The organism is Rhizobium sp. AAP116 (assembly GCF_001295785.1).
Classification (GTDB): domain Bacteria; phylum Pseudomonadota; class Alphaproteobacteria; order Rhizobiales; family Rhizobiaceae; genus Allorhizobium.
This window is the reverse complement of sequence record NZ_LJIB01000043.1, coordinates 54,447-76,526: the sequence shown is the minus strand read 5'-3', so window position 1 is coordinate 76,526 and position 22,080 is coordinate 54,447. Positions and strand designations below refer to the sequence as shown.

Genomic DNA, 22,080 nt, shown 5'->3' with positions numbered 1-22,080 from the left:
AGCCTCCATTCGGGATATTTTCTGGAGGAATGGGTGTGACGGGTTCGAACGGAACGAATGCGCGTACAAACGTGCTGTCGTCGGTGAAGGCAAAATTCGCAGGGCTGGTGGTTGGAGCGACGCTAGTGTCCTGTATGGCTGTCGGCCTGTTGAGCTACCAGGTCGGCAAGAGCGGACTGATCGATGCCAGCAAGCTGCGCCTCGAAAGCGTTGCCGCAACACAGGCCAAGGTGCTCACCGCCTATGAAACCCGCATTCAGCAGGCGCTTGGCGAACTCGCACAGAACACCGCGATCGGTGAAGCCGCCGACTCTGTTGCGACGGTCATCAAGATCGAGGAAGCAAAGATCCGCGAGGTCTTCCAGGATCCCGGCAAAAACTCTGAGGAACGCGCGTCCATCGACGGATCAGGCCTCAAGCTGCTTTACGGTGTCCGCCACGCCTCCATTCACGGCGCCTTTGCCAGCACGCGTCAGAACACCAATGTCAGCGATATCTACGTCATCGATAATGCTGGGCAGATCATCTATTCGGTCACCAAGGGCGACGCATTCCTGACCAGCGTCTCCGATCCCGCCAATGCCGCGTTGAAGGCGGCCTTCGATGCGGCGCAAGCTGGCGACGTCTCCCAGGTCCACGCCATTGGTTTCACTGACATGCAGGCTGAAGACGACGCGCGCTCGGCGCTGGTCGCCCAGCCCCTGGCGATTTCGGTCTGGGGAGAGGTCGTCCGCAAGGGGGTCATCGTGATGCGTGTGGGCACAAGTCGCTTGACGGCATCGATCACGCCCGACGGCATGGGGCAGAGCATTGATGACAGCGTTCTGCTGGCCGAGGACGGCAGCCTGCGGGCAGGAACCTTTTCCGGCGGCGCCAATGCCGCCGTGCCACAAGCACTCGTGACCGCAGCACGCGGCGGAGCCAAGGGTTCCGACTTCGCAGCCTCCGGTGATCGCACCCTGTTTTATTCCTTCACGCCCGTCACCCTGTTCGGCCAGAAGAACCTTCTTGCGATTGGCCAGGACGAACGCGGCATCCTGGCGTCTTCCAATGAGCTGGCCAAATGGGCCCTGGTAGCAACCGTGGCCGTCCTCGTTGTGATGGGTGGCATCGGTATCGCCGTTTCCTCCAGCCTCACGCGCCCCCTCACCCAGTTGGCAGGCCTGATGAACCGTCTGAACAACGGCGACACCGAGATCGAAATCGACGGAACCGGACGACGCGACGAGATCGGCCTGATGGCGCGGGCCCTCGACAGCTTCCGCCGCAGCGCACTGGAAAAGGAGCGCATCGAGAAAGAGGCCGAGAGTCGCGATCTCGAGATGAACGCCGAACGGCGCGAGCGCGAGGCTGAAAAGCAGCGTAGCGCCCAGGAACTTCAGGAAGCCGTGACTGCCCTAGCCGCGGGCTTGAAGAACCTGTCGGACGACAAACTGCACCTGCGCATCCACACACCGTTTGTGCCGGAGCTTGACCATTTGCGCATCGACTTCAATGGCTCCCTCGACAAGCTTGAGGAGACCATTCGCGCAATCATGGCCAGCGCTGACACCATTCGTGGTGGTTCGAACGACCTCAAGGGCGCATCAGCCAACCTTGCCCATCGCACCGAACGGCAGGCCGCATCGCTTGAGGAAGCAGCCGCCGCGCTGGGCGAGATGACCGGCAGCGTCAACGACGCCTTGCGTCGCTGCGAAACAGCCGTACAGGTCTCGGCTGGTGCCCTGAAGGGGGCAAAGGCCTCCTCTGAAGTGGTCAACGAAGCCATTGTCGCGATGCAGCGGATCGAGGAGTCATCCTCCAAGATCCGCCAGATCATCGATGTCATCGACCAGATTGCCTTCCAGACCAACCTTCTCGCGCTAAACGCGGGTGTCGAGGCGGCCCGTGCCGGTGAAGCCGGCAAGGGCTTCGCGGTCGTTGCCCAGGAGGTGCGTGAACTCGCTCAGCGGTCCTCTACCGCAGCCCGCGACATCAACGGACTGATCAACGCCTCGACAAGCAATGTCTCCGATGGCGTGGCCCTGGTTCTGCAGACGGGAGAACGCCTGCACGCCATCGAGGACAACATCGCCGCAATCAACGATCAGATCGGCGCAATCGTCGACGCATCAAGGGAACAGTCCGCCCGACTTTCCGAAATCAACGCCTCGGTCAACGATCTCGACCAGATGACCCAGCAGAACGCAGCCATGGTCGAGGAAACGACGGCTGCCGCCTTCGCACTCGCCCAGGAAGCGGACGGCCTGACCGAACAGGTCTCACGCTTCACCATCGGCCAGCGCGAGGGCTCCGCCCGCCGCGCCGCCTGATCGCCTGCATCCACAATCCAACCTGACCCGCCGATCTCAAGCGGCGGGTTTTTAGTCTGCAGAGACTTCAGGTCGGAAGACTGCAGGCATCGCCCTCGGAAAACAGCCGCGAGCGTGTGAGAAAGCGCCGCTCACGGCCATTGTCGAGCGAGAACATGCCCCCTCGCCCCGGCACCACGTCGATGATCAGCTGGGTATGCGCCCAGACGGCATACTGGCTGCCGCTGATGTAGAACGGCACGCCGCCGATCTCGCCGAGCTTCACATCCGTTTCGCCGACCCGGTAGTCGCTCGCCGGATAACACATCGGCGATGACCCGTCGCAGCATCCACCGGACTGGTGGAACAAAATGTCTGGATGGTCCTGTTTGATCTCGGCGAGAAACGCGAGTGCGGCTTCGGTCGCGATGACGCGGGGTTCACCTGTATCGGTGTTCACAATAATCCCTCCAACGAACTCGTCACTAAACCTGTCGAGGTTCGTGCCTGGAGGAGGCGAAAACGATCATGGTCGAGAACCGGAGCGGAGCGTACTTGACGTACGTGAGCACCGGAAGCGCAGGACATGAGCGTTTGCAGCCCCTCCAGACACGAAGATCGGCGGATTTAGAAGAAACCGAGTGCCTTCGGGCTGTAGGACACCAGCATGTTCTTGGTCTGCTGGTAATGGTCGAGCATCATCTTGTGTGTCTCGCGACCGATGCCCGACTGCTTGTAGCCGCCGAAGGCCGCATGGGCCGGATAGGCATGATAGCAATTGGTCCACACACGACCGGCCTGGATGTTGCGGCCGAAGTTGTAGCAGGTATTCGCATCGCGGCTCCACACGCCGGCACCGAGGCCATAAAGCGTGTCATTGGCGATTTCGAGCGCTTCCGCCTCGTCCTTGAAGGTGGTGACGGAGACAACAGGCCCGAAGATCTCCTCCTGGAAGACGCGCATCTTGTTGTGGCCCTTGAACACGGTCGGCTTGACGTAATAGCCGCCGGCCAGTTCGCCTGCGAGCGTGTTGCGCTCACCGCCAATCAGCACTTCGGCGCCTTCCTGGCGACCGATATCCATATAGGACAGGATCTTTTCCAGCTGCTCGGAGGACGCCTGCGCCCCGATCATCGTCGACATGTCGAGCGGATCGCCTTGTTTGATCGCGGCAACGCGCTTCAGTGCCTTCTCCATGAAGCGGTCATAGATCTTCTCATGCACCAGAGCGCGGCTCGGGCATGTGCAGACCTCGCCCTGGTTAAGCGCGAACATCGCAAAGCCTTCAAGCGCCTTGTCGAGATAGTCATCGTCCTCGCGCATGACGTCTTCGAAGAAGATGTTCGGCGACTTGCCGCCGAGTTCGAGCGTCACTGGGATCAGGTTCTGCGATGCGTATTGCATGATCAGACGGCCGGTCGAGGTCTCGCCGGTAAAGGCGATCTTGGCGATCCGAGGGCTGGTCGCAAGCGGTTTGCCGGCTTCGAGGCCAAAGCCGTTGACGATATTGAGCACGCCAGGCGGCAGGAGGTCACCAACCAGTTCGATCCAGACGAGGATCGAGGCCGGTGTCTGCTCGGCTGGCTTCAGCACGACGCAGTTTCCGGCAGCCAGTGCCGGCGCCATCTTCCAGGCCGCCATCAGGATCGGGAAGTTCCACGGAATGATCTGACCGACGACGCCGAGCGGTTCATGGAAGTGGTAGGCGATCGTGTCGTGGTCGACCTCGCCGATCGTGCCTTCCTGGGCGCGAATGCAGGAGGCGAAATAGCGGAAGTGGTCGATGGCGAGCGGAATATCGGCCGCCATGGTCTCGCGCAGCGGCTTGCCATTGTCCCAGGTCTCGGCGCGGGCGAGAAGTTCGAGGTTATCCTCCATCCGCTGCGCGATCTTCATCAGGATGTTGGAGCGTTCCGTCGACGACGTCCGGCCCCATTTGTCCTTGGCGGCATGGGCCGCATCGAGCGCCAGATTGATGTCGTGCTCATCGGACCGGGCGATGTCGCAGAGCTTGCCGCCGGTCACCGGCGTCGTGTTCTCGAAGTAGCGGCCATTGACCGGCTCGCGGAATTCACCGCCGATGAAGTTGCCGTATTTCAGCTTGAACGGCGAAGCCGCAATCGTCTGGACCTGAATGTTCATCTGTCATCCTCCCTGTGAAAGGACCCCTCCTCGGGTCCTGATGGCAGGATGATTGCTGCGTTCCGGTGCAGGAGATAGTGGCGCGAAACAGTGCTGCAGCGCACAGTGTTTCAGGAATGCGACACCTATCGGCCTGTCAGTGCAGCTGGAAGCGCTTCATCTTCCGATGCAGTGTCGCGCGGCTTATGCCGAGCATCTGGGCTGCTTGTGAGACGTTGCCATTGGCACGTGACAGCACGCGGCGCAGAGCCGCCCGCTCGGCATCCTCGAGGTCGCTGGTCGCTTCGCCGCGCGTCTCGCGCAGCGCATCGGCAGCCGGAAGTCCCTGCGCGATCAGCCCGTCATCGAGCTTCAGGGCAAGACGCGCCGCCTTGGTCGCGCCGAGGATCAGGTCGTCCCCATCGACCGCAATCAATGCGGACAGGGAGTTCGCCTGGGGCACCATGACGATGCGCGCGCCGGCAAACGCCTGGCGGAAGAGATTGCTTTCGACCCGGGCTGCGGCATCCCGCACGGCCTGCGAAAGCACTGCGAGCGTCATGTCCGAGACATCGTTGCGGCAGGTGGAAACATCGAGTGCTGCCGTTAGCCGGCCGAGATGGTCGCGAATCGGCGCGGTCGCGCAGGACAGACCGATATTGGCGCTCATGAAATGCTGGTCGCGGTGGATGACGACGGCACGCTCGTCGGCCAGCGCCGTGCCGATCCCGTTTGTCCCGACACTCGCCTCGCTCCACAGCGTCTGCTGCCAGAGCCCCAGCGCCCGGAACTCGACATCGTCACCGGGCGCACCACGCCGGTCGACCACGATGCCGTTCTGATCGGCGAGAATGATGCAACAGCCGGATTTTCCGACCAACTGATAGAGCCGGTCCACCTCGTCGGCGGAGCTGCCGATCAGCCGCTCCATGCGCTCGCGCGCTTCGCGATACATCGCCTCTTCGACCAGAACCGGCTTGCGCGCCTCTTCGGGTTGCAGGTGGTAAAGATTGAGGCAACGGCTCCACGAGGCAGCGACCGGCGAGGTCACAGCGGCCGATGCCTTCTGCGCCGTCGAATACACGAGTTCGGAATGTCTGAGATCCTGACGCATCTGCTCCTCCCAAAGCACGAGCTGCAGTATGCGCCTTCCGGCTCCAGAGGCAATCGCTCATATAACCGGCAAATGATCAGCTAACATTTCGTCGCCCGGAATGGCGCAAATCTGCGACACTTTCAAAATGCGTCTATTTCGGGCGCTCAGGCCGCCATATCGGCAGCGCCGCCAGACTTGAGAGGCTCCCCGCTCGGCACCGAGGACAGCGCGGGATTGACGATATCCTGCAGTTCCGAGAGCGGCTGCGGTTTGCCATACAGAAAGCCCTGAACCTGCTGACACCCCTCCTGCTGGAGGAAGCGCAGATGCTCCGCATTCTCGACGCCTTCTGCCAGCACGGGAATGTCGAGGCTCTGGGCCAGAATGAGCGTCGAGCGGACGATGGCGGCCGACTGGCGGTTCTCCACGACGCTGTCGATGAAGCCCCGGTCGATCTTGATCTTGTCGAAGGGGAAAAGCTGCAGCGTCGAAAGCGAAGAATACCCAGTGCCGTAGTCATCCATGGCAATGTTGACACCAATCGCCTTCAGCTGGCGGATGATATGCAGTGCATGCTGCTGATCATCAATAATCCCGGACTCGGTGATCTCCAGTTCGAGGCGCGCCGGATCGAGACCCGACTCATCGAGAATTTCGCGCACCCGCTCGGGCAGCGCTGAATTGGCCAGCTGCTTGGGCGCAACATTCACGGCGATCTTGAGCGGGTTGCGCCACTGCACGGCTTCCAGGCAGGCCTGACGCAGCACCCAGTCACCGAGCTCGCCGATGAATCCTGTCCGCTCCGCGATCGGAATGAATTCGGACGGCGGAACCATGCCCCGTGTGGGATGAGACCAGCGCAACAGAACCTCGAAACCGACCACCTCGCCGGTCTGCGTGTCGTTCTGCTTCTGGAAATAGAGCTGAAACTCGTCACGCAGGAAGCCGGCCCGCATGTCCATCGCGAGCGCGCTCCGCTCGCGAGCGGCCTGGTCCATGGACTTGTCGTAGAAGCAGACATTGTTCGAGCCGGCCGACTTTGCGCGATACATGGCAATATCAGCCTGCGCCATGAGGTCGTCGATGTCATCGGCGCCGTCCGGGAAGGTGGTAATCCCGATGCTTGTCCCGACGGACAGTGTCAGCCCCTTCCATTGGATCGGCGACACCAGTTCGGAAATGATGCCCCGTGCAAAGGCCTCGGCAGCACCTGCGGTGAACAACCGGGGACTGACCGCGATGAATTCATCCCCTCCGATGCGGGCCACGAATTCACCCGGTTTCAGGCTCTCCGACATGCGCTCGGCAACCACGCGCAGCACGTGGTCACCTGCCGCGTGACCGTGCACGTCATTGATCTCCTTGAAACGGTCGAGATCGAAGGAGAAGATGTAGATGCGATCGTTGCGCGCAGCCGGGCGATCCATGAGATGTCCGAGACGCTCCATGAATGCCATGCGGTTCGGCAAGCCGGTGAGCGCATCATGCAGCGACAGCTGGCGATAGCGCTCGACCGCCGAGCGGTTCGATTGCCGGTCGATGACATAGGTCATCGCGCCGATCACCAGGATCAACAGCGTGACGAAGATAAGCACCACCGTCATCACGCTTTCGGGCAGCATGTTCACCGGCAACGAAGCACCAAAATTCGGCTCGACGGTCAACGCTGTCATGCCGATGAAGTGCGTCGACGCAATGGCCAGCACGAGTGCGGCGCCACCGCCATAACGGCAGAATCGCGTGACGGGCCGAGCCACGCGATTGGTGGCCAGGGCGCCGAACAGTCCTGCCGCCACGAGAGACGCCCAGACATAGTTCATGTTCCAATGCAGATCCGCCTGAACCTGATAGCCAGACATGCCGACATAATGCATCGATGCAATGCCCGCACCGACGAGCGCTCCACCGGCTTCGATGAGGAAGCTGCGCGTGGTCACGGCGGCAATGAAGAGACCCATGCCCGTGATCACGATGGCGAGCATCAGCGAAAGCAGCGTCGCGGTCGGCTCATAGCCGGCAAGGGCATCGGCCTCATAGCCCATCATGGCAACGAAATGTGTGGTCCAGATGGATGAACCGCCAATAATGGACGTCAGTGCAATCCAGCTCGCACGCACCGGACCCCGCGTACTGCGGACGCGGCTGAAGAGGCGCATTGTGAGAAGCGATCCCAACACGCAGATAAGAACAGCGGCGATCAGTGAAACCGGGTCGTGATCGACAGCAATGCAGGTTAGAACGGCGAGCATGGGCAAGAACCAGTTTGAATTGACGGCCAAACCTAGCAGTGGTCAATTTCAAAATGCTCACCGCGCATGGTTACCAGACTCTGTTTCACGCCCCGTTGGCGAGCAGCCGGGTCACAAGCGCGTTATGCGGCGGTTTCTCCCGCATAACCTTGCTATTCCACTGCATCTGGTCTATAGGCGCCCGATCCGCACAGACACCCTTGGAGGCAATGTGGATGGGACCGGCAACGGTCTCCGGTTCTGGCATGACCAAGATGCGTCGCCAGGGCTCTCCAGTAACTTGAAAGGTAAAGCCATGAGCCACGCTTCTTACGAGCTCAAGGCCGTAGCACGCGAACGGGTAGGTAAGGGGTCCTCCCGCGAACTTCGCCGCAACGGTCTCATCCCGGCTGTCATTTACGGTGACAAGCAGGCCCCGATTGCGATCTCGATCAACACGAACGAGATCACCAAGCGCATCCACGCCGGCGGTTTCATGACCACCGTCGCCGTCATTGAAGTCAATGGCGAAAAGATCCGCGTTCTGCCGAAGGACTACCAGCTCGACGTCGTTCGTGATTTCACGATGCATGTCGACTTCCTGCGCGTCTCGGCAAACAGCCAGGTTTCGGTTCAGGTCCCGGTTCACTTCATCAACGAAGAGAAGTCCGCCATCAAGACCGGCGCCGTTCTCAACATCGTTCGCCACGAAGTTGAACTGCACTGCCCCGCTTCGGACATCCCGGAAGCGATCACTGTTGACCTCGCTGGCCTCAAGGTCGGCGATGCGATCCACATCTCGGCCGTCAAGCTGCCGAAGGGCGTGACGCCTGTAATCGCCGACCGCGACTTCACGATCGCTACGATCGTTGCTCCGGCTGGCGGCATGGAAGAAGAAGGTTCGGCTGAAGCCTGATCGATCTGATCCATTTGACGGATTGAGCCCACCCTTTGCGGGGTGGGCTTTTTTGTTGCTTACGCGCGGCTGTAGAAGAGACTCGAATCCAACTATTTCTCTTTAGGCAAGTTTAAAGTATTTCGTGAAACGCTCCGCCTCTCAATCATTGCGTGAGGGAGCACTGAGCAGCATGCCGCATCATCCCGCGCCGCTTGAGGCGGACCGTTGATGACCCGTTCGGTGGAGAGCCGCTTCCTGGCGATCGTGGGAACGACGATTTTTATCCTCGTCGTGCCGCTCTTCGCGTTGTTCCTGTGGCTGGCGACGGAACGCGCCTCCGACGAATTGCAGCAGAACCTCGACATCCTGCTCGCCGCGAATGCGCAGGCGCTCGCCAAGCCGCTCTGGGACTTCGACCAGGAAAGCGTCGAACAGATCACCGCCACCATCGTCTCGAACGGCCCTGTCAGCCGCGTCAACGTCAAGGACGTCTCGGGCGGCATTGCCGTCTCCATGCCCGCACTGCCGAAATGGCCGAAAAACGGCCTGGAATCGATCACCCGCGAGATTTTCTACCAGGCGGTCGAAGGCCCCAAGCTGGTCGGCACCATCACCATCTATTACAGCCGGATCGACATCTTCTCCTCGCTGCGCCAGGCAGAGGTCATGCTGATCGGCATCTTCATGCTGGCAGTCCTCTGTGTCGTCGGCGCGGCCATCATCGGCAACCGTCTGATGGTCATGAAGCCGCTGCTCAAGCTCACCGCTGCGATCGAGGCGACCCGCCGCCTGGGCTCCCGTCACAATGTGGACTGGCAGTCCAACGACGAGATCGGTCGGCTCGCCCGCAGCTTCAACGCCATGCAGATCAAGCTCGAGCAGGAGGAGGACGAGTTGCGGCTCGCCCATCGCCGCGCGACCGACATCTACAATACCACGCCGGCCATGCTCTTTTCGCTCGATGAAGAAGATCGCATCACTGGCGTCAGCGACTACTGGCTGCTCGCCACCGGCTACCAGCGCCAGCAGATCGTCGGCCGTCGCTTCATCGAACTGGTGCCGCCAGAAGCGCGCGCCGCCTATCTGGAGCGTAAGAAGACGCGCTCCATCGCCGACGTTCTGGAAGCGACGACCCAGTTCGTCTGCGCCGACGGCATCGTGATGGACGTCCTCATCGCCGAAGCAAGCCGCAAGATCGAGGGCGCCGAGGAAGACCTCTCCCTGTCGGTCATGACCGATGTAACGGCGCTGAAGCAGTCCGAGGAGCGCAACCATCGCCAGGCGATCACCGACCATCTGACCGGCCTACGCAATCGCAAGGGCTTTGAAACAGCCCTCGACAGCGAGATCGTCGCCACGGACGCCGCGGGCGAAGAACTCGCCTGCATTTTCGTCGATCTCGACCGCTTCAAGTGGATCAACGACAATCTCGGCCACCAGGCCGGCGACCTCGTGCTGTGCCGCTTCGTGGAGCGCATGCAGGAACAGCTTCCGAAGGGCGCGATCGCCGCAAGGCTGGGCGGTGACGAATTTGCCATCCTGTTGCGTGGTGTCGCGATCGAGGACGCGGCGACCGCGATCAGCCGTGCACTCTGCAACATCTTCGTCGATCCCATGTCGATCGAGGGCTCGACCGTGCGCTTGAGCGCCAGCATCGGCATCGCCCTTTATCCGCGCCATGCCGCCAATGCCACCGAATTGCTGCAGAAATCCGACATGGCGATGTACAGCAAGAAGCGCGACGGCAAGAATGGCGCGCAGCTCTACGACCCGCAGATCCAGGATCACACCCGCCGCCGTGCCGAAATCGAACACGACATCGAGGAAGGTCTGAAGGAAGACTGGTTCGATGCCTTTTTCCAGCCGATCGTCGAGATCGAGAGTGGCCGGACGGTCGGCTATGAAGCCTTGATGCGCCTCGTCCACCCGCAGCGCGGGGTCGTGCCACCGGCAGAAATCATCGGTGTCGCCGAGGAAACCGGCGCGATCAGCCGTCTCGGCGGCCATGTGCTTGAGAAGGCTCTTTCCAACCTTGCCCGCCTGAGTGCGGCCACCGGCAACCACGAGGCCTATCTCGCCGTCAACTTCTCGCCGTTGCAGTTCGATGCGTCACTGCCGGTAAGACTGGCAGCCCTCACCGCCCATTTCGGCATTGAACCGCGCCGGATTGTCATCGAGATCACCGAAGCGACGCTGCTGCACGACAATCCGCAGATCCGCACCATCCTCGATGAGTTCAACCGCTATGGTTATCGTCTCGCGCTCGACGACTTCGGCACGGGCTATTCTTCGTTGAGCTATCTTAACCGCTTCCCCGTCGACATCGTGAAGATCGACCAGTCCTTCATCCGATCGCTGACCGAGGACGAACCCGAACTCCGCCACAAGAGCCGCATGCTCGTCGAAGGCATCACCGCCATCTCCCACAAGATGGAATGCACTGTCGTCGCCGAAGGCATCGAGACGGATGAACAGCGCCGCATTCTGGAAGAATTCGGTGTCGACTATGGCCAGGGCTACCACTTCGCCCGTCCGCAGCCGCTGCCGAAGCTGATCGAACTCGCCCTGTCCGCCCCGACCAACCTGCCAAAGGTGTCCGCAGGCTGACATCATCAGAAAGAGGGAACCGCAATGAAAGTCTTTACCATCATGCTTTCACTTGCGGCGGCCCCGGTCGCCGCCGCAGACATCGTCCATTTCACCACGGAAGATTACCCGCCCTACAATTTCAGGGTGGGAAGCGAAATCCGCGGAGCCGGTTACGACCAGGTTCTTCTGATGATGAAGGACATCAACGTCCGCTACACCATTGAAATGATGCCCTGGGCCCGCGCAATCGCGCTTGCCGAGAGCGAACCGATGCACTGCGTCTTCACCACAGCCCACATCCCCGAGCGGGACACGCGCTTCAAATGGGTGGAGCCGATTGCGGTTGGCCGCAATTTCATGGTCTCGCACAAGAATTCCGGCATCAAGGTCGCCAATATCGAAGAGGCCAAGCGCCACATCGTCGGCACCCAGCGCAACGACTACACCCAGACCCTGCTGGAGAACGAGGGCTTTCCGAAGATCGACCTCGCCACTGACCTAAAGCTCACGCTGAAGAAGCTCGAGAGCAAGCGTATCGACCTGATGCCGATCTCCGAGCAGCATTACATCGAGCTGCAGGAGAAGGGCGTCGACCTCGAAGCCCAGTTCGTGTTCTCCGAGCAGAAGTTCGCCATCGCCTGCAACGTCAATTTCCCTGAGGATCTGCTGGCCCGGATGCAGGGCGCGCTGGACAAGCTGATTGCCGACGGCACCCAGGCCGAGATCTTCGACACCTACAATCTGCGCTATTCGAATATCGGTCAGGTCGCCGCCAAACCCTGACGGCCCCGACATCAGTCTTGACTTTCGAACCGTTTCGCTGTCGGGAAAGGCCATGAACCTCAAGACGGATCTCGGGCAATGATCATCCTGGCCGGCCTCGGCAATCCCGGTGCGCAGTATCAGAAGAACCGGCACAATATCGGCTTTATGGCGGTCGACGCGATCCAGCGTCGGCACGCCTTCTCGCCATGGGCTAAGAAATTCAAGGCCGAGATCTCCGAAGGCACGCTGGCCGGCGAGAAGGTCATGCTGATCAAGCCGCAGACCTTCATGAACCTGTCTGGCGAAAGCGTCGGCGAAGCCATGCGCTTCTACAAGCTCGGCCCCGAAGACATTGTCGCGATCTATGACGAACTCGACCTCCAGCCCGGCAAGGCCCGCATCAAGACCGGCGGCGGTCATGGCGGCCACAACGGCATCAAGTCTATCGATGCCCATTGCGGCCTGAACTACAGGCGCCTGCGCCTCGGCATCGGCCATCCCGGCGACAAATCCAAGGTGCACAACCACGTCCTCGGCGACTTCGCCAAGGTAGATGCCGAATGGCTCGATCCGCTGATCGAGGCACTGGCCGACAATGCCGAGATGCTGGTGCGCGGTGAAGACTCGCAGCTGATGAATAAGTTCGCGCTCGCAACCGGCAGCAAGGCTGAGGACGAAAAGCCAGCAAAGGTGCCGAAGGCCCCGAAACCCGCCCAGTCCCATATCCATCAGGCCCGCAACTTCAACCAGCCGAAGAAGCTTCCCGAGAGCGGCCCCATGGCCGATATGCTGAAGAAGATGTTCGGCCCCAAGGGCGACTGACCACACCCTCACGAGCACGCCCTGCCCCGCCCTTAACCGATTGCCGCGCAAACGACCGGAAGACCGCCATGAGCCACGACATCACCACCGACCTCGTCACCCTGCGCGACTATTGGCGTTATGCCATCTCCCGCTTTAACGCCGCAGAGCTGAGCTACGGCCACGGCACACACACCGCCATCGACGATGCCGCGTTCCTCATCCTCGACAGCCTCGACCTGCCGATCGACACGCTCGATCCCTTCCTCGACGCGAAGCTTCTCCCCGCAGAACGCCGCCTGCTCGCAGACCGCATCGAGACGCGTGTCGCGACCCGCAAGCCCTCTGCCTATCTGACTGGCCGATCCTACATCCAGGGTCTGCGCTTCTTCGTCGACGAACGCGTAATCGTGCCGCGCTCGCATATCGGCGAAATTCTCTTCAACGAATATGGCGGCGAATTCGGCTCAACCTTCCTGCCCGATCCATTTGCGGTCGAAAGCGTCGTCGACATCTGCACCGGCTCAGGCTGCCTCGCGATCCTCGCCACACGCTTCTTCCCACTCGCTGCAGTCGATGCCGTCGATCTCTCCGCCGATGCGCTGGAAGTGGCCGAAAAGAACCGCCAGGCCTATGGCCTCGAAGACCAGCTGACGCTGCACCAGGGCGATCTCTTCACGCCACTTACCGGCCGCAAGTTCGACCTGATCATCACCAACCCGCCCTATGTCGATCACGAGGCTATGGACGCCTTCCCGGCCGAATACCGCGCCGAGCCCGCCATGGCCCATGACGGCGGTGAAGACGGCCTCGACCTCGTCCGCACGCTGCTCACTGAGGCCCCCAAGCACCTGAACCCGGGTGGCGGCATGCTCTGCGAAATCGGCCGCGGCCGCGACATCCTCGAAGCCGAATTCCCCGATCTCGATTTCCTCTGGGTCGAGACGACGGAAGAGGAAGACGCGGTGTTCTGGATCAGCGCGGAAGCACTGGGCGTGAAGGCAAGCAAGGGCAAGTGAGGCGAGGCTATCACCACTCGAAGGTTTTGACCCGATACCAGAAGAGATCGACGAGTGCTGCGAGGCCCCAGTCGATCCAGTAGGCCGTGACCTTCGAGGCATCGGGGACGAGCAGTAGCACGATTAACCCGCTCAGCATGGCCCAGCACACCGCAAGCCGCAGATTGTGCAGGCTGTCGAGGCGGTAGTAGCCCGCCTCGTCATACTCGGTATTGAAGACCATGTCGGTCCAGCTGTAGCCGTCGCTGATCACGAGATCCATCATCGGCCGGTCCGACAGGCGGTCCGGCAAGATGTTGAAAACGGCACGCGAAACATGTCCCAGTGCACCCATCAGGGCGAGCACAGCCAGCGCCACGGCATAGTGCCAGGTGGCCGCTTCGGCGAGTGTCTGCGGGTCGGGCGTCATGGTGGAAGTCTAGTCGGCAGACGTAATAATTTGGTTTCAGGCCTCAGGTTTGGCAGGCCTGCACCGGCTTCGCCAGAAGCCCCTCAACAAGCACCCGGAACGCCTCCTGCGCTTTTGGCAAGACACTCTCGGGCTCCGCGCTCGCCGCGATCCACATTGCAGCATTGAGCGCGGCACCGCTGATCAGCCGCGCGGCCGCCTCCGGATCGACCGGCTTCAGGATGCCTTCCGACATCAGGTCCTCGACGGCCTGACGGGTCACCTGCAAGCAGGAATTCTGGCTCGGCCATTGCGAGGGATCACCGAGCACCGCCGGCCCATCGAGCAGCACGATGCGCTGCACCTCCGGATCGAGGGCCATCTCGATATAGGCTGCCCCCTCGGCTAGGAGTGCATTCCACCCCTTTCCTGCCGCCGCACCTCGCGCCTTGGCGCGCTCGGCCATCTCGCTGTCGATCTGGTTGACGACGGCGGCAAACAGCCCGCGCTTGTCGCCGAAATTGTGGTAGAGCGCGCCCCGCGTCAGCCCAGCCTCTGCGGTGAGCGCATCCATCGAGGCATCCGCAACGCCCTTGTCCGCAAAGGCCTTGCGCGCAGCAGCGATCAGCTTGCTGCGATTTTCCGCCATGCTTTCAGACCGTGTGCGCTTCACACTATTCTCCTGACTTCACATACATTGCGTATATGAATTTGACATACGATCCGCATGCGAGTAGCTCTACATACGCGACGTATATGAAATTCTCAGCCTGCAGCCAAGCGGCATTTCACCGACCCACCCTTGGGCGGAACGATGCCGCATGCCCGAAAGGATACCCATGACCAAGCCTGAACCCGTCTTCCCCGCAAACAGACACGCCCTTTACGAACAGCATGGCTATTCCGCCGCCATCCGCACCGGTGACCTTCTTTTCGTCTCCGGCCAGGTCGGCAGCCGCGAGGACGGCACAGCCGAACCGGACTTCGAGGCCCAGGTCCGCCGCGCCTTCGCCAACCTCGAAGCGACACTCGCCGCCGCCGGCTGCTCACTTGCCGACCTCGTCGACGTCACCACATTCCACACCGACCCGGAGACCCAATTCGCAACCATCATGAAGGTAAAGGCGGAAGTCTTCCCCGCCCCACCTTATCCGAATTGGACGGCAATCGGCGTCAACTGGCTCGCCGGCTTCGATTTCGAGATCAAGGTGATCGCGCGGATTCCTAGGACGCCGGCAATCTGAGGTATCGCCCCTCAGGGCCGCGTTGCCAACGCGGCCTTAAGCATCTCGCCGGCATGCATCTCGAACCACCGCAGCATGTCGGCGGTGCTGGCAGCTTCTCCGATACCTGGCTTCGCGCCACAGAGTTCGGCGCAAGCAGCAGCCATCGCCGTCAGGATCCGGGCGGTCTCCGGCACATAGGCGAGATCGTCATCGGTTTGATGACGCCGACGAATGATGGCGTAGCGCATGGTCTCCGGATAGGTCCATGCGCTCGTCAACACATCCTGCACACTGACGGCCTGGCCATTGACGACCGCTATCGCATCACGATCGGTCTCGCGATACCCCGCTGTCTCGACCTGTTCGCAGAAGTCGATGGCAGCCTGCATCATACGTCTGACAAGGACCCAATCGGTCTGCGCAGGTGCATTCGCCATCTGCCTCACTCCTCCGGTTCGGCCGTGAACAACAGCGGCATGCCCGCTTCCTTGGCGAGGTCCATGGCTTCCGTCACCTTCGTCTCGGCGATCTCCCGCGTGCAGACAACGACCACCGCCGAGCCGAACTTGTGCGCCGTCATCATCACCCGGTAACCCGTCTCCTCGCTCATCCGGAACACGACCTTCAAGACGATCGTGACGAATTCGCGCGGCGTGTAATCGTCATTGTGCAGGAGCACCTTGTAGAGCCGTGGCTTCTCCACCTTGGGCTTGGTCACCGTCTTCGGCGTCAGTACCGTATCCTTCGCCATGGGTTCCTTCCGGATCTAGAGGCCGCATCAGGCCCGCAACACTTGACCATGCCCCTCCTATACCTCATAGGCGTGGGCAACGAAAATCCATCCCGAGCAGGTATATAGAGCCATGGGCTTCAAATGCGGTATCGTCGGGCTGCCGAATGTCGGCAAGTCCACTCTTTTCAACGCGCTGACCAAGACGGCGGCAGCCCAGGCGGCGAACTATCCTTTCTGCACGATCGAGCCGAACACTGGTGAAGTGGCCGTTCCCGATCCGCGCATGAAGAAGCTGGCGGACATCGCAGGCTCCAAGGAAATCATCCCGACCCGCATCTCCTTTGTCGACATCGCCGGCCTGGTGCGCGGCGCATCGAAGGGCGAAGGCCTCGGCAACAAGTTCTTGGCCAACATCCGCGAAGTCGATGCCGTGGTCCACGTGCTGCGCTGCTTCGAAGACGACGACATCACCCATGTCGAAGGCAAGATCGACCCGGTCGGTGACGCCGACACCATCGAGACCGAGCTGATGCTCGCCGACCTCGAAAGCCTGGAACGCCGCGTCGAGCAGACCCGCAAGCGCGCCGCCTCCAAGGACAAGGAATCGACCGCCCAGCTGCCGATCATGGAGCAGGTCGTCAAGCTCCTCAACGAAGGCAAGCCCGCCCGTCTCCTCCTGAAGACGCTTGCAACCGACGAGATCGAGATCCTCAAGACCCTCAACCTCCTCACCTCGCATCCGGTCCTCTATGTCTGCAACGTCGCCGAAGGTGACGCCGCAACCGGCAACAAGCACACCGAAGCCGTTGCCAAGATGGCCGCTGAACAGGGCGCCGAATGCGTCGTGATCTCGGCTGCCATCGAAGCCGAAGTGGCCCAGCTGCCGGAAGAGGAATCGGTCGAATTCCTCTCGGCCCTCGGCCTTGACGAAGCCGGCCTCGACCGCCTGATCCGCGCCGGTTATCATCTGCTCGACCTGATCACTTACTTCACGGTCGGCCCAAAGGAGACCCGCGCCTGGACCATCGTCCGCGGCACCAAGGCGCCAGCGGCTGCCGGCGTCATCCACACCGATTTCGAACGCGGCTTCATCCGCGCCTTCACCATCGCCTATGACGACTACATCGCCTTCAAGGGCGAAGTCGGCGCCAAGGAAGCCGGCAAGGGCCGCGACGAAGGCAAGGAATATGTCGTCCAGGACGGCGACGTCATCCACTTCCGCTTCAACACGTAAGCGGAACAATCAGAACGACGAAAGGCCGCGATCACTCGCGGCCTTTTTTGTTGGATCAGGGAGATTGGGGAACTCAGGCGCGTTTCACCGGGCAGGTCGAAAGGCCCATGATCGAATAAAGCGGGCAGCTCGACATCAGACCGGTCGCAAGCGGCACGATCCCGATCAGGGTGAAATAACGCCACGACGCATCCGGATAGAGGAAGAAGAGCGACAGCAGCACGAGGCCTGCGACGATCCTGAGGATGCGGTCGAGACCGCCGACATTCTTGGCAAACATGGTAATTTCCCTCCGTTGTTTTGACGATGGGATGAGACTAGCGCGGCCTTGCCACCGCGTCGGTGACTTAGTCACGGGCTTTGCAAAGTCTTAACCGTCAGCAGCCCGCGCCATGCGGGCAAGCTCGGCGCGATTGATGATACGGATCTGCCCGCGTTCATTTGCAACCACGCCCTTGGAGACCAGCGCCTCCAGCCGCCGCGACACCACCTCTCGTGCCGTACCGATGATGACGGCGAGCTCCTGATGTGTGAGAGCGACATGCCCCTCCTCGTCGGCCCGTTCGATCAGCGCATGAGCCAGTCGCTGCTCCACCTTCACGAAGGCCACCTGTTCCAGCACGAACATCAGATCGCCCAGCCGGTCGGCAAAGGCCCGGAAGACGAAATGGCGAAACGCCACCGAATCCGCCATCAGGGTCTCGAAAATGGCAGGCGGCACCATGACCGCCACAAGGTCGCTCTCGGCCACCGCCTCGCCCGAATAAACCGCGCCGCCCAGCACACCGAGCGTGGTTTGCACACAGGTCTCCCCCGGCGTCACGGAATAGAGCAGCAACTCCCGCCCGTTGCGGCCCGTGAGATAAACACCGATACGGCCGGACAAGAGAATGACAAAGCTCTGCGCGGCATCCCCCGGCCGGAACAGCGTCGTGCGCGCAGGCACATGCATCGGCTTCAGCGTCTCCAGCGCCCGCCGGGCATCCGGATCGATCTCCGCCAGAAAGCTCGCCTGTTCCGCCCAGCCCGCCATGGACCACCTCCCGATTCCCGCTTATGAACCATAGATAGCACCGAACAGGGAAGGGAGAAGACGACGCATGCAGGATGACAGGCTTCACTACGAGGACTTCACGGAGGGTCGAAGCTTTGCGCTCGGGCCGCGTCTCGTGACAGCCGAAGAGATCATCGAATTCGCCCGCGAATTCGATCCGCAGCCCATGCATCTCTCGGAAGAAGCCGGCAAGGCAAGCATCCTCGGAGGCCTCTCCGCCTCCGGCTGGCACACGTCCAGCCTGTTCATGCGCCTGATGATCGACGCTTACGTTCTCAAAGCCGCGTCCGAAGGCGCTCCCGGCATTGAATTCATGCAGTGGCGCAAACCCGTGCTGGCTGGCGACACGCTGTCCGGCCAATCCATCGTCGAAGAGGTCCGCCTCATGCGCTCCCGCCCCCATCTCGGCATCGTCACCTTCGGCCATGAACTGCAAAACCAGCGCGGCGAAACGGTCATGAAGGCCCGCAACGCAGTGATGATCCGCCGCCGCGAGTCCTCGGAGGTGCCGGCATGAAGATGCTCGACCTCTATCCGGCCGGCACCCGCCTTGAGCTCGGCTCGGTCACCTTCACCGCCGAAGACATCATCCGCTTCGCCGAGAAATTCGATCCGCAGCCCTTCCATGTCGATGCTGAGGCCGCAAAGGCTTACGTCTTCGGTGCGCTCTGTGCGTCCGGCTGGCATACCTGCGCCAACTGGATGAAGAGCTTCATCGGCTTCATCGGCCGCGAGATGAAGCGCCTGAATGCCGAGGGCATCGCGCCGCCGATGATCGGCCCCTCACCCGGCTTTGCCGAGCTGCAATGGCTGAAACCCGTCTATGTCGGCGATACCGTCACCTACTTCATGACCCCGCTCGAAAGCCGCACCGTTCAGGGCCGGAACCGCTACATCCTGAATTCGGCCCTCTCGGAAGGGGTCAATCAGCACGGTGAAACAGTCTTGCGCTTCAAGAGCAATCTGATCGAATTCTTCCCCGACGAGGAGCAAGCCCAATGACCGTTCACGATTTCACCATGACCGCCATCGACGGCATCGAGCGCAGCCTGAAGGACTATGCCGGCAAGGTACTATTGATCGTCAACACCGCGAGCGCCTGCGGCCTCACACTCCAATACGAGGGCCTGGAAGCGCTTCACAAGGCCAATCCCGATCTCGCGGTGCTCGGCTTCCCCTGCAACCAGTTCGGCGCCCAGGAGCCCGGCACGGAAAGGGAAATCGCGCTCTTCTGCGAAACCCAGTTCGCCGTTACCTTCCCGCTTTTCGCCAAGATCGAGGTGAACGGCGCAGGCACCCACCCGCTCTACGCCTTTCTGAAGACAGAAACCCCGGGCGCAGAACAGGGCAGCGAGATCGGCTGGAACTTCGCCAAGTTCCTCGTCGGCCGCGATGGCCAGCCGATTGCCCGCTATTCGCCGCGCACGGCCCCATCGGAGCTTGCCGGCGACATCGCCAAAGCGCTCGCCCACTGATCCGCCATGGCCGGCTTCCGCTTCCATCCGACATCTATCATCGGCCTGGAAGCGGTCTCGGCAACAAGCGCCCATGTCTTTCCCAAACACAGCCACGACACCTATGGCATCGGCTTCCTTTCCGCCGGTGGTCAGATCTCGTCCTCGGGGCGCGGTCAGGTGGAAGCCGAAGCCGGCCAGCTGATCACGGTCAATCCGGGCGAAGTGCATGACGGCGCCCCGATCGGCCGGACGCCGCGCAGCTGGCACATGCTTTACCTGACGCCGGCCCTCGTCACGGACAGCATATCCGATCTGGTCTCCTCGACCTCGGACCTGGAATTCGAATGTCCAGTCTTCGCTGAAACCGATATACGCAATCACCTTGCGGCCCTGCATCACCGGTTTGACCATGGACCGCAAGACCTTCCAGCGGACGCCCTAAAGGAAGTGCTCGTCCTCATCCTTGGAAAGGCGCTGCTTCGCCGCCGCGAGGCACCACCTCCCCTGCCCGCCAGTCTCGCCCGTATTCGCCAACGCCTGGACGAGGATCCGACAACCCTTGCCGATCTCTCGGGCCTTGCCCGCGAAGCCTGCCTCAGCCGCTTTCAGCTGATCCGCGCCTTTCTGCGCCACACCGGCCTCACGCCCCATGCCTACCGCATGCAGAGCCGCGCCAACCTGGGCCGCCGCCTGCTGATGCAAGGTCTCGCCCCCGCAGAGGTCGCTGCGGCCTGCGGTTACGTCGATCAGAGCCATATGCACCGCGAATTCCGTCGCCGCTTCGGCCTTACCCCCGGCGCCTATCGCAGCGCCTGGCTCGGCTGCAATCCTGTACAAGACGGGAGCACCTGACACCGGCATGCTTGCTCCAGCAACGCAGGAGATAAGCATGACCCTCGATTTCCTTTTGACGACCCTTATCATTGTCGCAACGCCCGGCACGGGCGCGCTCTTTACGCTGGCAGCAGCCCTCGGTGGTGGACGCCGCAACGCCCTGATCGCCGCATTCGGCTGCACGCTAGGCATCGTCCCGCATATGCTGGCGGCAGCGCTGGGGCTCGCCGCCCTCGTCGCCGCCGAGCCGCGTCTCTTCGAGGCGATCCGCTATGCCGGCATCGCCTATCTGATCTGGATGGCGATCGGTCTCTGGAAAAGCGGCCTCGTCCAGGAGCAGACGGCCGAACCCAGCAGGCAGGCCTGGCGGATCATCCAAAAAGCGGTCCTGATCAACCTGCTCAATCCGAAGCTTCCGCTTTTCTTCCTGGCCTTCCTGCCGCAATTCGTCGATCAGGCCGATCCTGCACCCCTGGCCACCATGACCGGTCTCAGCCTCGTCTTCATGGCCGTGACCTTCGTGGTCTTCGCACTCTACGGCCTTGCCGCAGCCGCGATGCGGAATGGCATCGTGGAGCGTCCGCACAGGATGCGGATCATCAACCGGTTGCTCTCATGCGGCTTCTTGGCAATGGCGGGGAGATTGGCGCTGGCTGAGCGCTAAGGGACCAGTGAGGGGTCGACCGGGCGGCAGCGCCCGGTCGTTGTAAAAAGGCTCAGTGCCCCTCGAATTCTACGAGCGTTCGAACCTCGACACCGAGCGCCTCAAGCTTCTTGCGGCCACCAAGCTCCGGCAGGTCGATGACGAAGCAGGCAGACACGACGTCAGCGCCGATCTGGCGCAGCAGCTGTACGGCGCCCACGGCCGTGCCGCCGGTGGCGATGAGATCGTCGACAAGGATCACCTTCTCGCCCGGCTTCACCGCATCCATATGGATTTCCATCTCGTCGACGCCGTATTCGAGGCTGTAGGCGATCCGTACGGTCTCGTGCGGCAGCTTCCCCTTCTTGCGGATCGGCACGAAGCCGGCCGAGAGCTGGTGCGCGACCGCACCCCCGAGAATGAAGCCACGCGCCTCCATGCCGGCAATCTTGTCGACCTTCAGCCCCACATAGGGCTGCACCAGCTCATCGACGGCGCGACGAAACGCCCGCGCGTCGCCGAGCAGCGTGGTGATGTCGCGAAAGATGATCCCGGGCTTGGGATAGTCGGGAATGGAGCGGATGGCTGCGGCGAGTTCGTGGGCGATCTTGGTCATGGGGCATCCGGAGTGTGACAGGAGGATTTCGCGGGACCTTACCAAGATTGGCATGGCCCCCCAACAAAAAAGGCGGCCCGAAGACCG

24 protein-coding genes are annotated in these 22,080 nt (G+C 61.6%); 13 read left to right on the top strand and 11 right to left on the bottom strand.

Annotated features, from left to right (window positions below; translation table 11 throughout):
- The first annotated feature begins 35 nt into the window (after positions 1 to 35).
- Complete coding sequence (locus IP85_RS20470; protein WP_245280919.1) at positions 36 to 2,312, top strand: methyl-accepting chemotaxis protein; 2,277 nt, start codon at positions 36 to 38, stop codon at positions 2,310 to 2,312.
- A 67-nt stretch (positions 2,313 to 2,379) separates the two neighbouring features.
- Here the strand turns inward: IP85_RS20470 and IP85_RS20465 are convergent, their stop codons facing one another.
- From IP85_RS20465 to IP85_RS20450, 4 genes are all read right to left on the bottom strand, one after another.
- A complete protein-coding gene (locus IP85_RS20465) occupies positions 2,380 to 2,751 on the bottom strand; it encodes a DUF779 domain-containing protein (protein WP_054151511.1) in 372 nt (123 codons plus the stop codon).
- Positions 2,752 to 2,918: 167 nt separating this feature from the next.
- Positions 2,919 to 4,433 (bottom strand): aldehyde dehydrogenase, encoded by a 1,515-nt coding sequence (adh, locus tag IP85_RS20460; protein ID WP_054151510.1) that lies wholly within the window; start codon positions 4,431 to 4,433, stop codon positions 2,919 to 2,921.
- A 136-nt stretch (positions 4,434 to 4,569) separates the two neighbouring features.
- The gene (locus tag IP85_RS20455) at positions 4,570 to 5,526 is read right to left on the bottom strand and encodes a helix-turn-helix domain-containing protein (protein ID WP_054151509.1); all 957 of its coding nucleotides are present in this window, start codon (positions 5,524 to 5,526) and stop codon (positions 4,570 to 4,572) included.
- Between the two features lie 146 nt (positions 5,527 to 5,672).
- Entirely contained in the window at positions 5,673 to 7,787 is a 2,115-nt protein-coding gene (locus IP85_RS20450; protein ID WP_348625566.1) for an EAL domain-containing protein, read from the bottom strand.
- A 265-nt stretch (positions 7,788 to 8,052) separates the two neighbouring features.
- Here IP85_RS20450 and IP85_RS20445 point away from each other — a divergent pair, with 265 nt between their 5' ends.
- The 5 genes from IP85_RS20445 (at position 8,053) to prmB (ending at position 13,808) form a co-directional block, all read left to right on the top strand.
- The gene (locus tag IP85_RS20445) at positions 8,053 to 8,652 is read left to right on the top strand and encodes a 50S ribosomal protein L25/general stress protein Ctc (RefSeq protein ID WP_054151508.1); all 600 of its coding nucleotides are present in this window, start codon (positions 8,053 to 8,055) and stop codon (positions 8,650 to 8,652) included.
- A gap of 210 nt (positions 8,653 to 8,862) precedes the next feature.
- Entirely contained in the window at positions 8,863 to 11,241 is a 2,379-nt protein-coding gene (locus tag IP85_RS20440) for an EAL domain-containing protein (protein WP_054151507.1), read from the top strand.
- A gap of 24 nt (positions 11,242 to 11,265) precedes the next feature.
- Positions 11,266 to 12,006 carry an ABC transporter substrate-binding protein gene (locus IP85_RS20435; protein WP_054151506.1) on the top strand — a complete coding sequence of 247 codons (741 nt, stop codon included), beginning with the start codon at positions 11,266 to 11,268 and terminating at the stop codon, positions 12,004 to 12,006.
- Positions 12,007 to 12,084: 78 nt separating this feature from the next.
- The gene (pth, locus tag IP85_RS20430) at positions 12,085 to 12,810 is read left to right on the top strand and encodes an aminoacyl-tRNA hydrolase (protein ID WP_054151505.1); all 726 of its coding nucleotides are present in this window, start codon (positions 12,085 to 12,087) and stop codon (positions 12,808 to 12,810) included.
- A gap of 68 nt (positions 12,811 to 12,878) precedes the next feature.
- Positions 12,879 to 13,808, top strand: coding sequence for a 50S ribosomal protein L3 N(5)-glutamine methyltransferase (gene prmB / locus IP85_RS20425; protein ID WP_054151504.1), 930 nt, complete (start codon positions 12,879 to 12,881; stop codon positions 13,806 to 13,808).
- A gap of 10 nt (positions 13,809 to 13,818) precedes the next feature.
- On the opposite strand, the gene IP85_RS20420 is transcribed toward prmB, so the two are convergent.
- Positions 13,819 to 14,217, bottom strand: coding sequence for a hypothetical protein (locus tag IP85_RS20420; RefSeq protein WP_054151503.1), 399 nt, complete (start codon positions 14,215 to 14,217; stop codon positions 13,819 to 13,821).
- A gap of 43 nt (positions 14,218 to 14,260) precedes the next feature.
- The gene (locus IP85_RS20415; RefSeq protein WP_054151502.1) at positions 14,261 to 14,869 is read right to left on the bottom strand and encodes a TetR/AcrR family transcriptional regulator; all 609 of its coding nucleotides are present in this window, start codon (positions 14,867 to 14,869) and stop codon (positions 14,261 to 14,263) included.
- A 166-nt stretch (positions 14,870 to 15,035) separates the two neighbouring features.
- Between IP85_RS20415 and IP85_RS20410 the strand changes: the two genes are divergently transcribed.
- The gene (locus tag IP85_RS20410; RefSeq protein ID WP_054151501.1) at positions 15,036 to 15,440 is read left to right on the top strand and encodes a RidA family protein; all 405 of its coding nucleotides are present in this window, start codon (positions 15,036 to 15,038) and stop codon (positions 15,438 to 15,440) included.
- An 11-nt stretch (positions 15,441 to 15,451) separates the two neighbouring features.
- Here the strand turns inward: IP85_RS20410 and IP85_RS20405 are convergent, their stop codons facing one another.
- Together IP85_RS20405 and clpS are read right to left on the bottom strand one after the other, a co-directional pair.
- Positions 15,452 to 15,859, bottom strand: a complete 408-nt coding sequence (locus tag IP85_RS20405; protein ID WP_054151500.1) for a hypothetical protein — start codon at positions 15,857 to 15,859, stop codon at positions 15,452 to 15,454.
- A 5-nt stretch (positions 15,860 to 15,864) separates the two neighbouring features.
- On the bottom strand, positions 15,865 to 16,173 hold the full coding sequence (clpS, locus tag IP85_RS20400) for an ATP-dependent Clp protease adapter ClpS (protein WP_006725606.1): 309 nt from the start codon (positions 16,171 to 16,173) through the stop codon (positions 15,865 to 15,867).
- A gap of 112 nt (positions 16,174 to 16,285) precedes the next feature.
- Here clpS and ychF point away from each other — a divergent pair, with 112 nt between their 5' ends.
- Positions 16,286 to 17,389: a redox-regulated ATPase YchF gene (gene ychF / locus IP85_RS20395; RefSeq protein ID WP_054151499.1), complete on the top strand. Its 1,104-nt coding sequence runs from the start codon at positions 16,286 to 16,288 to the stop codon at positions 17,387 to 17,389.
- A 73-nt stretch (positions 17,390 to 17,462) separates the two neighbouring features.
- On the opposite strand, the gene IP85_RS20390 is transcribed toward ychF, so the two are convergent.
- Positions 17,463 to 17,669, bottom strand: a complete 207-nt coding sequence (locus IP85_RS20390; RefSeq protein ID WP_054151498.1) for a DUF2892 domain-containing protein — start codon at positions 17,667 to 17,669, stop codon at positions 17,463 to 17,465.
- Between the two features lie 90 nt (positions 17,670 to 17,759).
- Entirely contained in the window at positions 17,760 to 18,422 is a 663-nt protein-coding gene (locus IP85_RS20385; RefSeq protein WP_054151497.1) for a Crp/Fnr family transcriptional regulator, read from the bottom strand.
- A 67-nt stretch (positions 18,423 to 18,489) separates the two neighbouring features.
- Between IP85_RS20385 and IP85_RS20380 the strand changes: the two genes are divergently transcribed.
- The 5 genes from IP85_RS20380 to IP85_RS20360 are packed head-to-tail and all read left to right on the top strand — an operon-like array spanning position 18,490 to position 21,398.
- Positions 18,490 to 18,960: a MaoC family dehydratase gene (locus tag IP85_RS20380; RefSeq protein WP_054151496.1), complete on the top strand. Its 471-nt coding sequence runs from the start codon at positions 18,490 to 18,492 to the stop codon at positions 18,958 to 18,960.
- Positions 18,957 to 19,445 carry a MaoC/PaaZ C-terminal domain-containing protein gene (locus tag IP85_RS20375; RefSeq protein ID WP_054151495.1) on the top strand — a complete coding sequence of 163 codons (489 nt, stop codon included), beginning with the start codon at positions 18,957 to 18,959 and terminating at the stop codon, positions 19,443 to 19,445. The genes IP85_RS20380 and IP85_RS20375 overlap by 4 nt, the downstream gene beginning before the upstream one ends.
- Positions 19,442 to 19,918, top strand: a complete 477-nt coding sequence (locus IP85_RS20370) for a glutathione peroxidase (RefSeq protein ID WP_054151494.1) — start codon at positions 19,442 to 19,444, stop codon at positions 19,916 to 19,918. Before IP85_RS20375 ends, IP85_RS20370 begins: the two co-directional genes overlap by 4 nt.
- A 6-nt stretch (positions 19,919 to 19,924) precedes the next feature.
- The gene (locus tag IP85_RS20365) at positions 19,925 to 20,752 is read left to right on the top strand and encodes an AraC family transcriptional regulator (RefSeq protein WP_054151493.1); all 828 of its coding nucleotides are present in this window, start codon (positions 19,925 to 19,927) and stop codon (positions 20,750 to 20,752) included.
- 37 nt (positions 20,753 to 20,789) lie between these two features.
- Complete coding sequence (locus IP85_RS20360; RefSeq protein WP_054151492.1) at positions 20,790 to 21,398, top strand: LysE family translocator; 609 nt, start codon at positions 20,790 to 20,792, stop codon at positions 21,396 to 21,398.
- 52 nt (positions 21,399 to 21,450) lie between these two features.
- Here IP85_RS20360 and IP85_RS20355 read toward each other — a convergent pair whose 3' ends face one another.
- On the bottom strand, positions 21,451 to 21,993 hold the full coding sequence (locus IP85_RS20355) for an adenine phosphoribosyltransferase (RefSeq protein WP_006725613.1): 543 nt from the start codon (positions 21,991 to 21,993) through the stop codon (positions 21,451 to 21,453).
- Positions 21,994 to 22,080 lie beyond the last annotated feature (87 nt).

Bases quoted from the DNA above. Each gene is read 5' to 3' on its own strand.
- adh (WP_054151510.1), bottom strand. From the start codon at position 4,433: ATGAACATTCAGGTCCAGACGATTGCGGCTTCGCCGTTCAAGCTGAAA.
- IP85_RS20455 (WP_054151509.1), bottom strand. From the start codon at position 5,526: ATGCGTCAGGATCTCAGACATTCCGAACTCGTGTATTCGACGGCGCAG.
- IP85_RS20445 (WP_054151508.1), top strand. From the start codon at position 8,053: ATGAGCCACGCTTCTTACGAGCTCAAGGCCGTAGCACGCGAACGGGTA.
- IP85_RS20440 (WP_054151507.1), top strand. From the start codon at position 8,863: ATGACCCGTTCGGTGGAGAGCCGCTTCCTGGCGATCGTGGGAACGACG.
- IP85_RS20435 (WP_054151506.1), top strand. From the start codon at position 11,266: ATGAAAGTCTTTACCATCATGCTTTCACTTGCGGCGGCCCCGGTCGCC.
- pth (WP_054151505.1), top strand. From the start codon at position 12,085: ATGATCATCCTGGCCGGCCTCGGCAATCCCGGTGCGCAGTATCAGAAG.
- prmB (WP_054151504.1), top strand. From the start codon at position 12,879: ATGAGCCACGACATCACCACCGACCTCGTCACCCTGCGCGACTATTGG.
- IP85_RS20420 (WP_054151503.1), bottom strand. From the start codon at position 14,217: ATGACGCCCGACCCGCAGACACTCGCCGAAGCGGCCACCTGGCACTAT.
- IP85_RS20410 (WP_054151501.1), top strand. From the start codon at position 15,036: ATGACCAAGCCTGAACCCGTCTTCCCCGCAAACAGACACGCCCTTTAC.
- IP85_RS20405 (WP_054151500.1), bottom strand. From the start codon at position 15,859: ATGGCGAATGCACCTGCGCAGACCGATTGGGTCCTTGTCAGACGTATG.
- clpS (WP_006725606.1), bottom strand. From the start codon at position 16,173: ATGGCGAAGGATACGGTACTGACGCCGAAGACGGTGACCAAGCCCAAG.
- ychF (WP_054151499.1), top strand. From the start codon at position 16,286: ATGGGCTTCAAATGCGGTATCGTCGGGCTGCCGAATGTCGGCAAGTCC.
- IP85_RS20390 (WP_054151498.1), bottom strand. From the start codon at position 17,669: ATGTTTGCCAAGAATGTCGGCGGTCTCGACCGCATCCTCAGGATCGTC.
- IP85_RS20385 (WP_054151497.1), bottom strand. From the start codon at position 18,422: ATGGCGGGCTGGGCGGAACAGGCGAGCTTTCTGGCGGAGATCGATCCG.
- IP85_RS20380 (WP_054151496.1), top strand. From the start codon at position 18,490: ATGCAGGATGACAGGCTTCACTACGAGGACTTCACGGAGGGTCGAAGC.
- IP85_RS20375 (WP_054151495.1), top strand. From the start codon at position 18,957: ATGAAGATGCTCGACCTCTATCCGGCCGGCACCCGCCTTGAGCTCGGC.
- IP85_RS20370 (WP_054151494.1), top strand. From the start codon at position 19,442: ATGACCGTTCACGATTTCACCATGACCGCCATCGACGGCATCGAGCGC.
- IP85_RS20365 (WP_054151493.1), top strand. From the start codon at position 19,925: ATGGCCGGCTTCCGCTTCCATCCGACATCTATCATCGGCCTGGAAGCG.
- IP85_RS20360 (WP_054151492.1), top strand. From the start codon at position 20,790: ATGACCCTCGATTTCCTTTTGACGACCCTTATCATTGTCGCAACGCCC.
- IP85_RS20355 (WP_006725613.1), bottom strand. From the start codon at position 21,993: ATGACCAAGATCGCCCACGAACTCGCCGCAGCCATCCGCTCCATTCCC.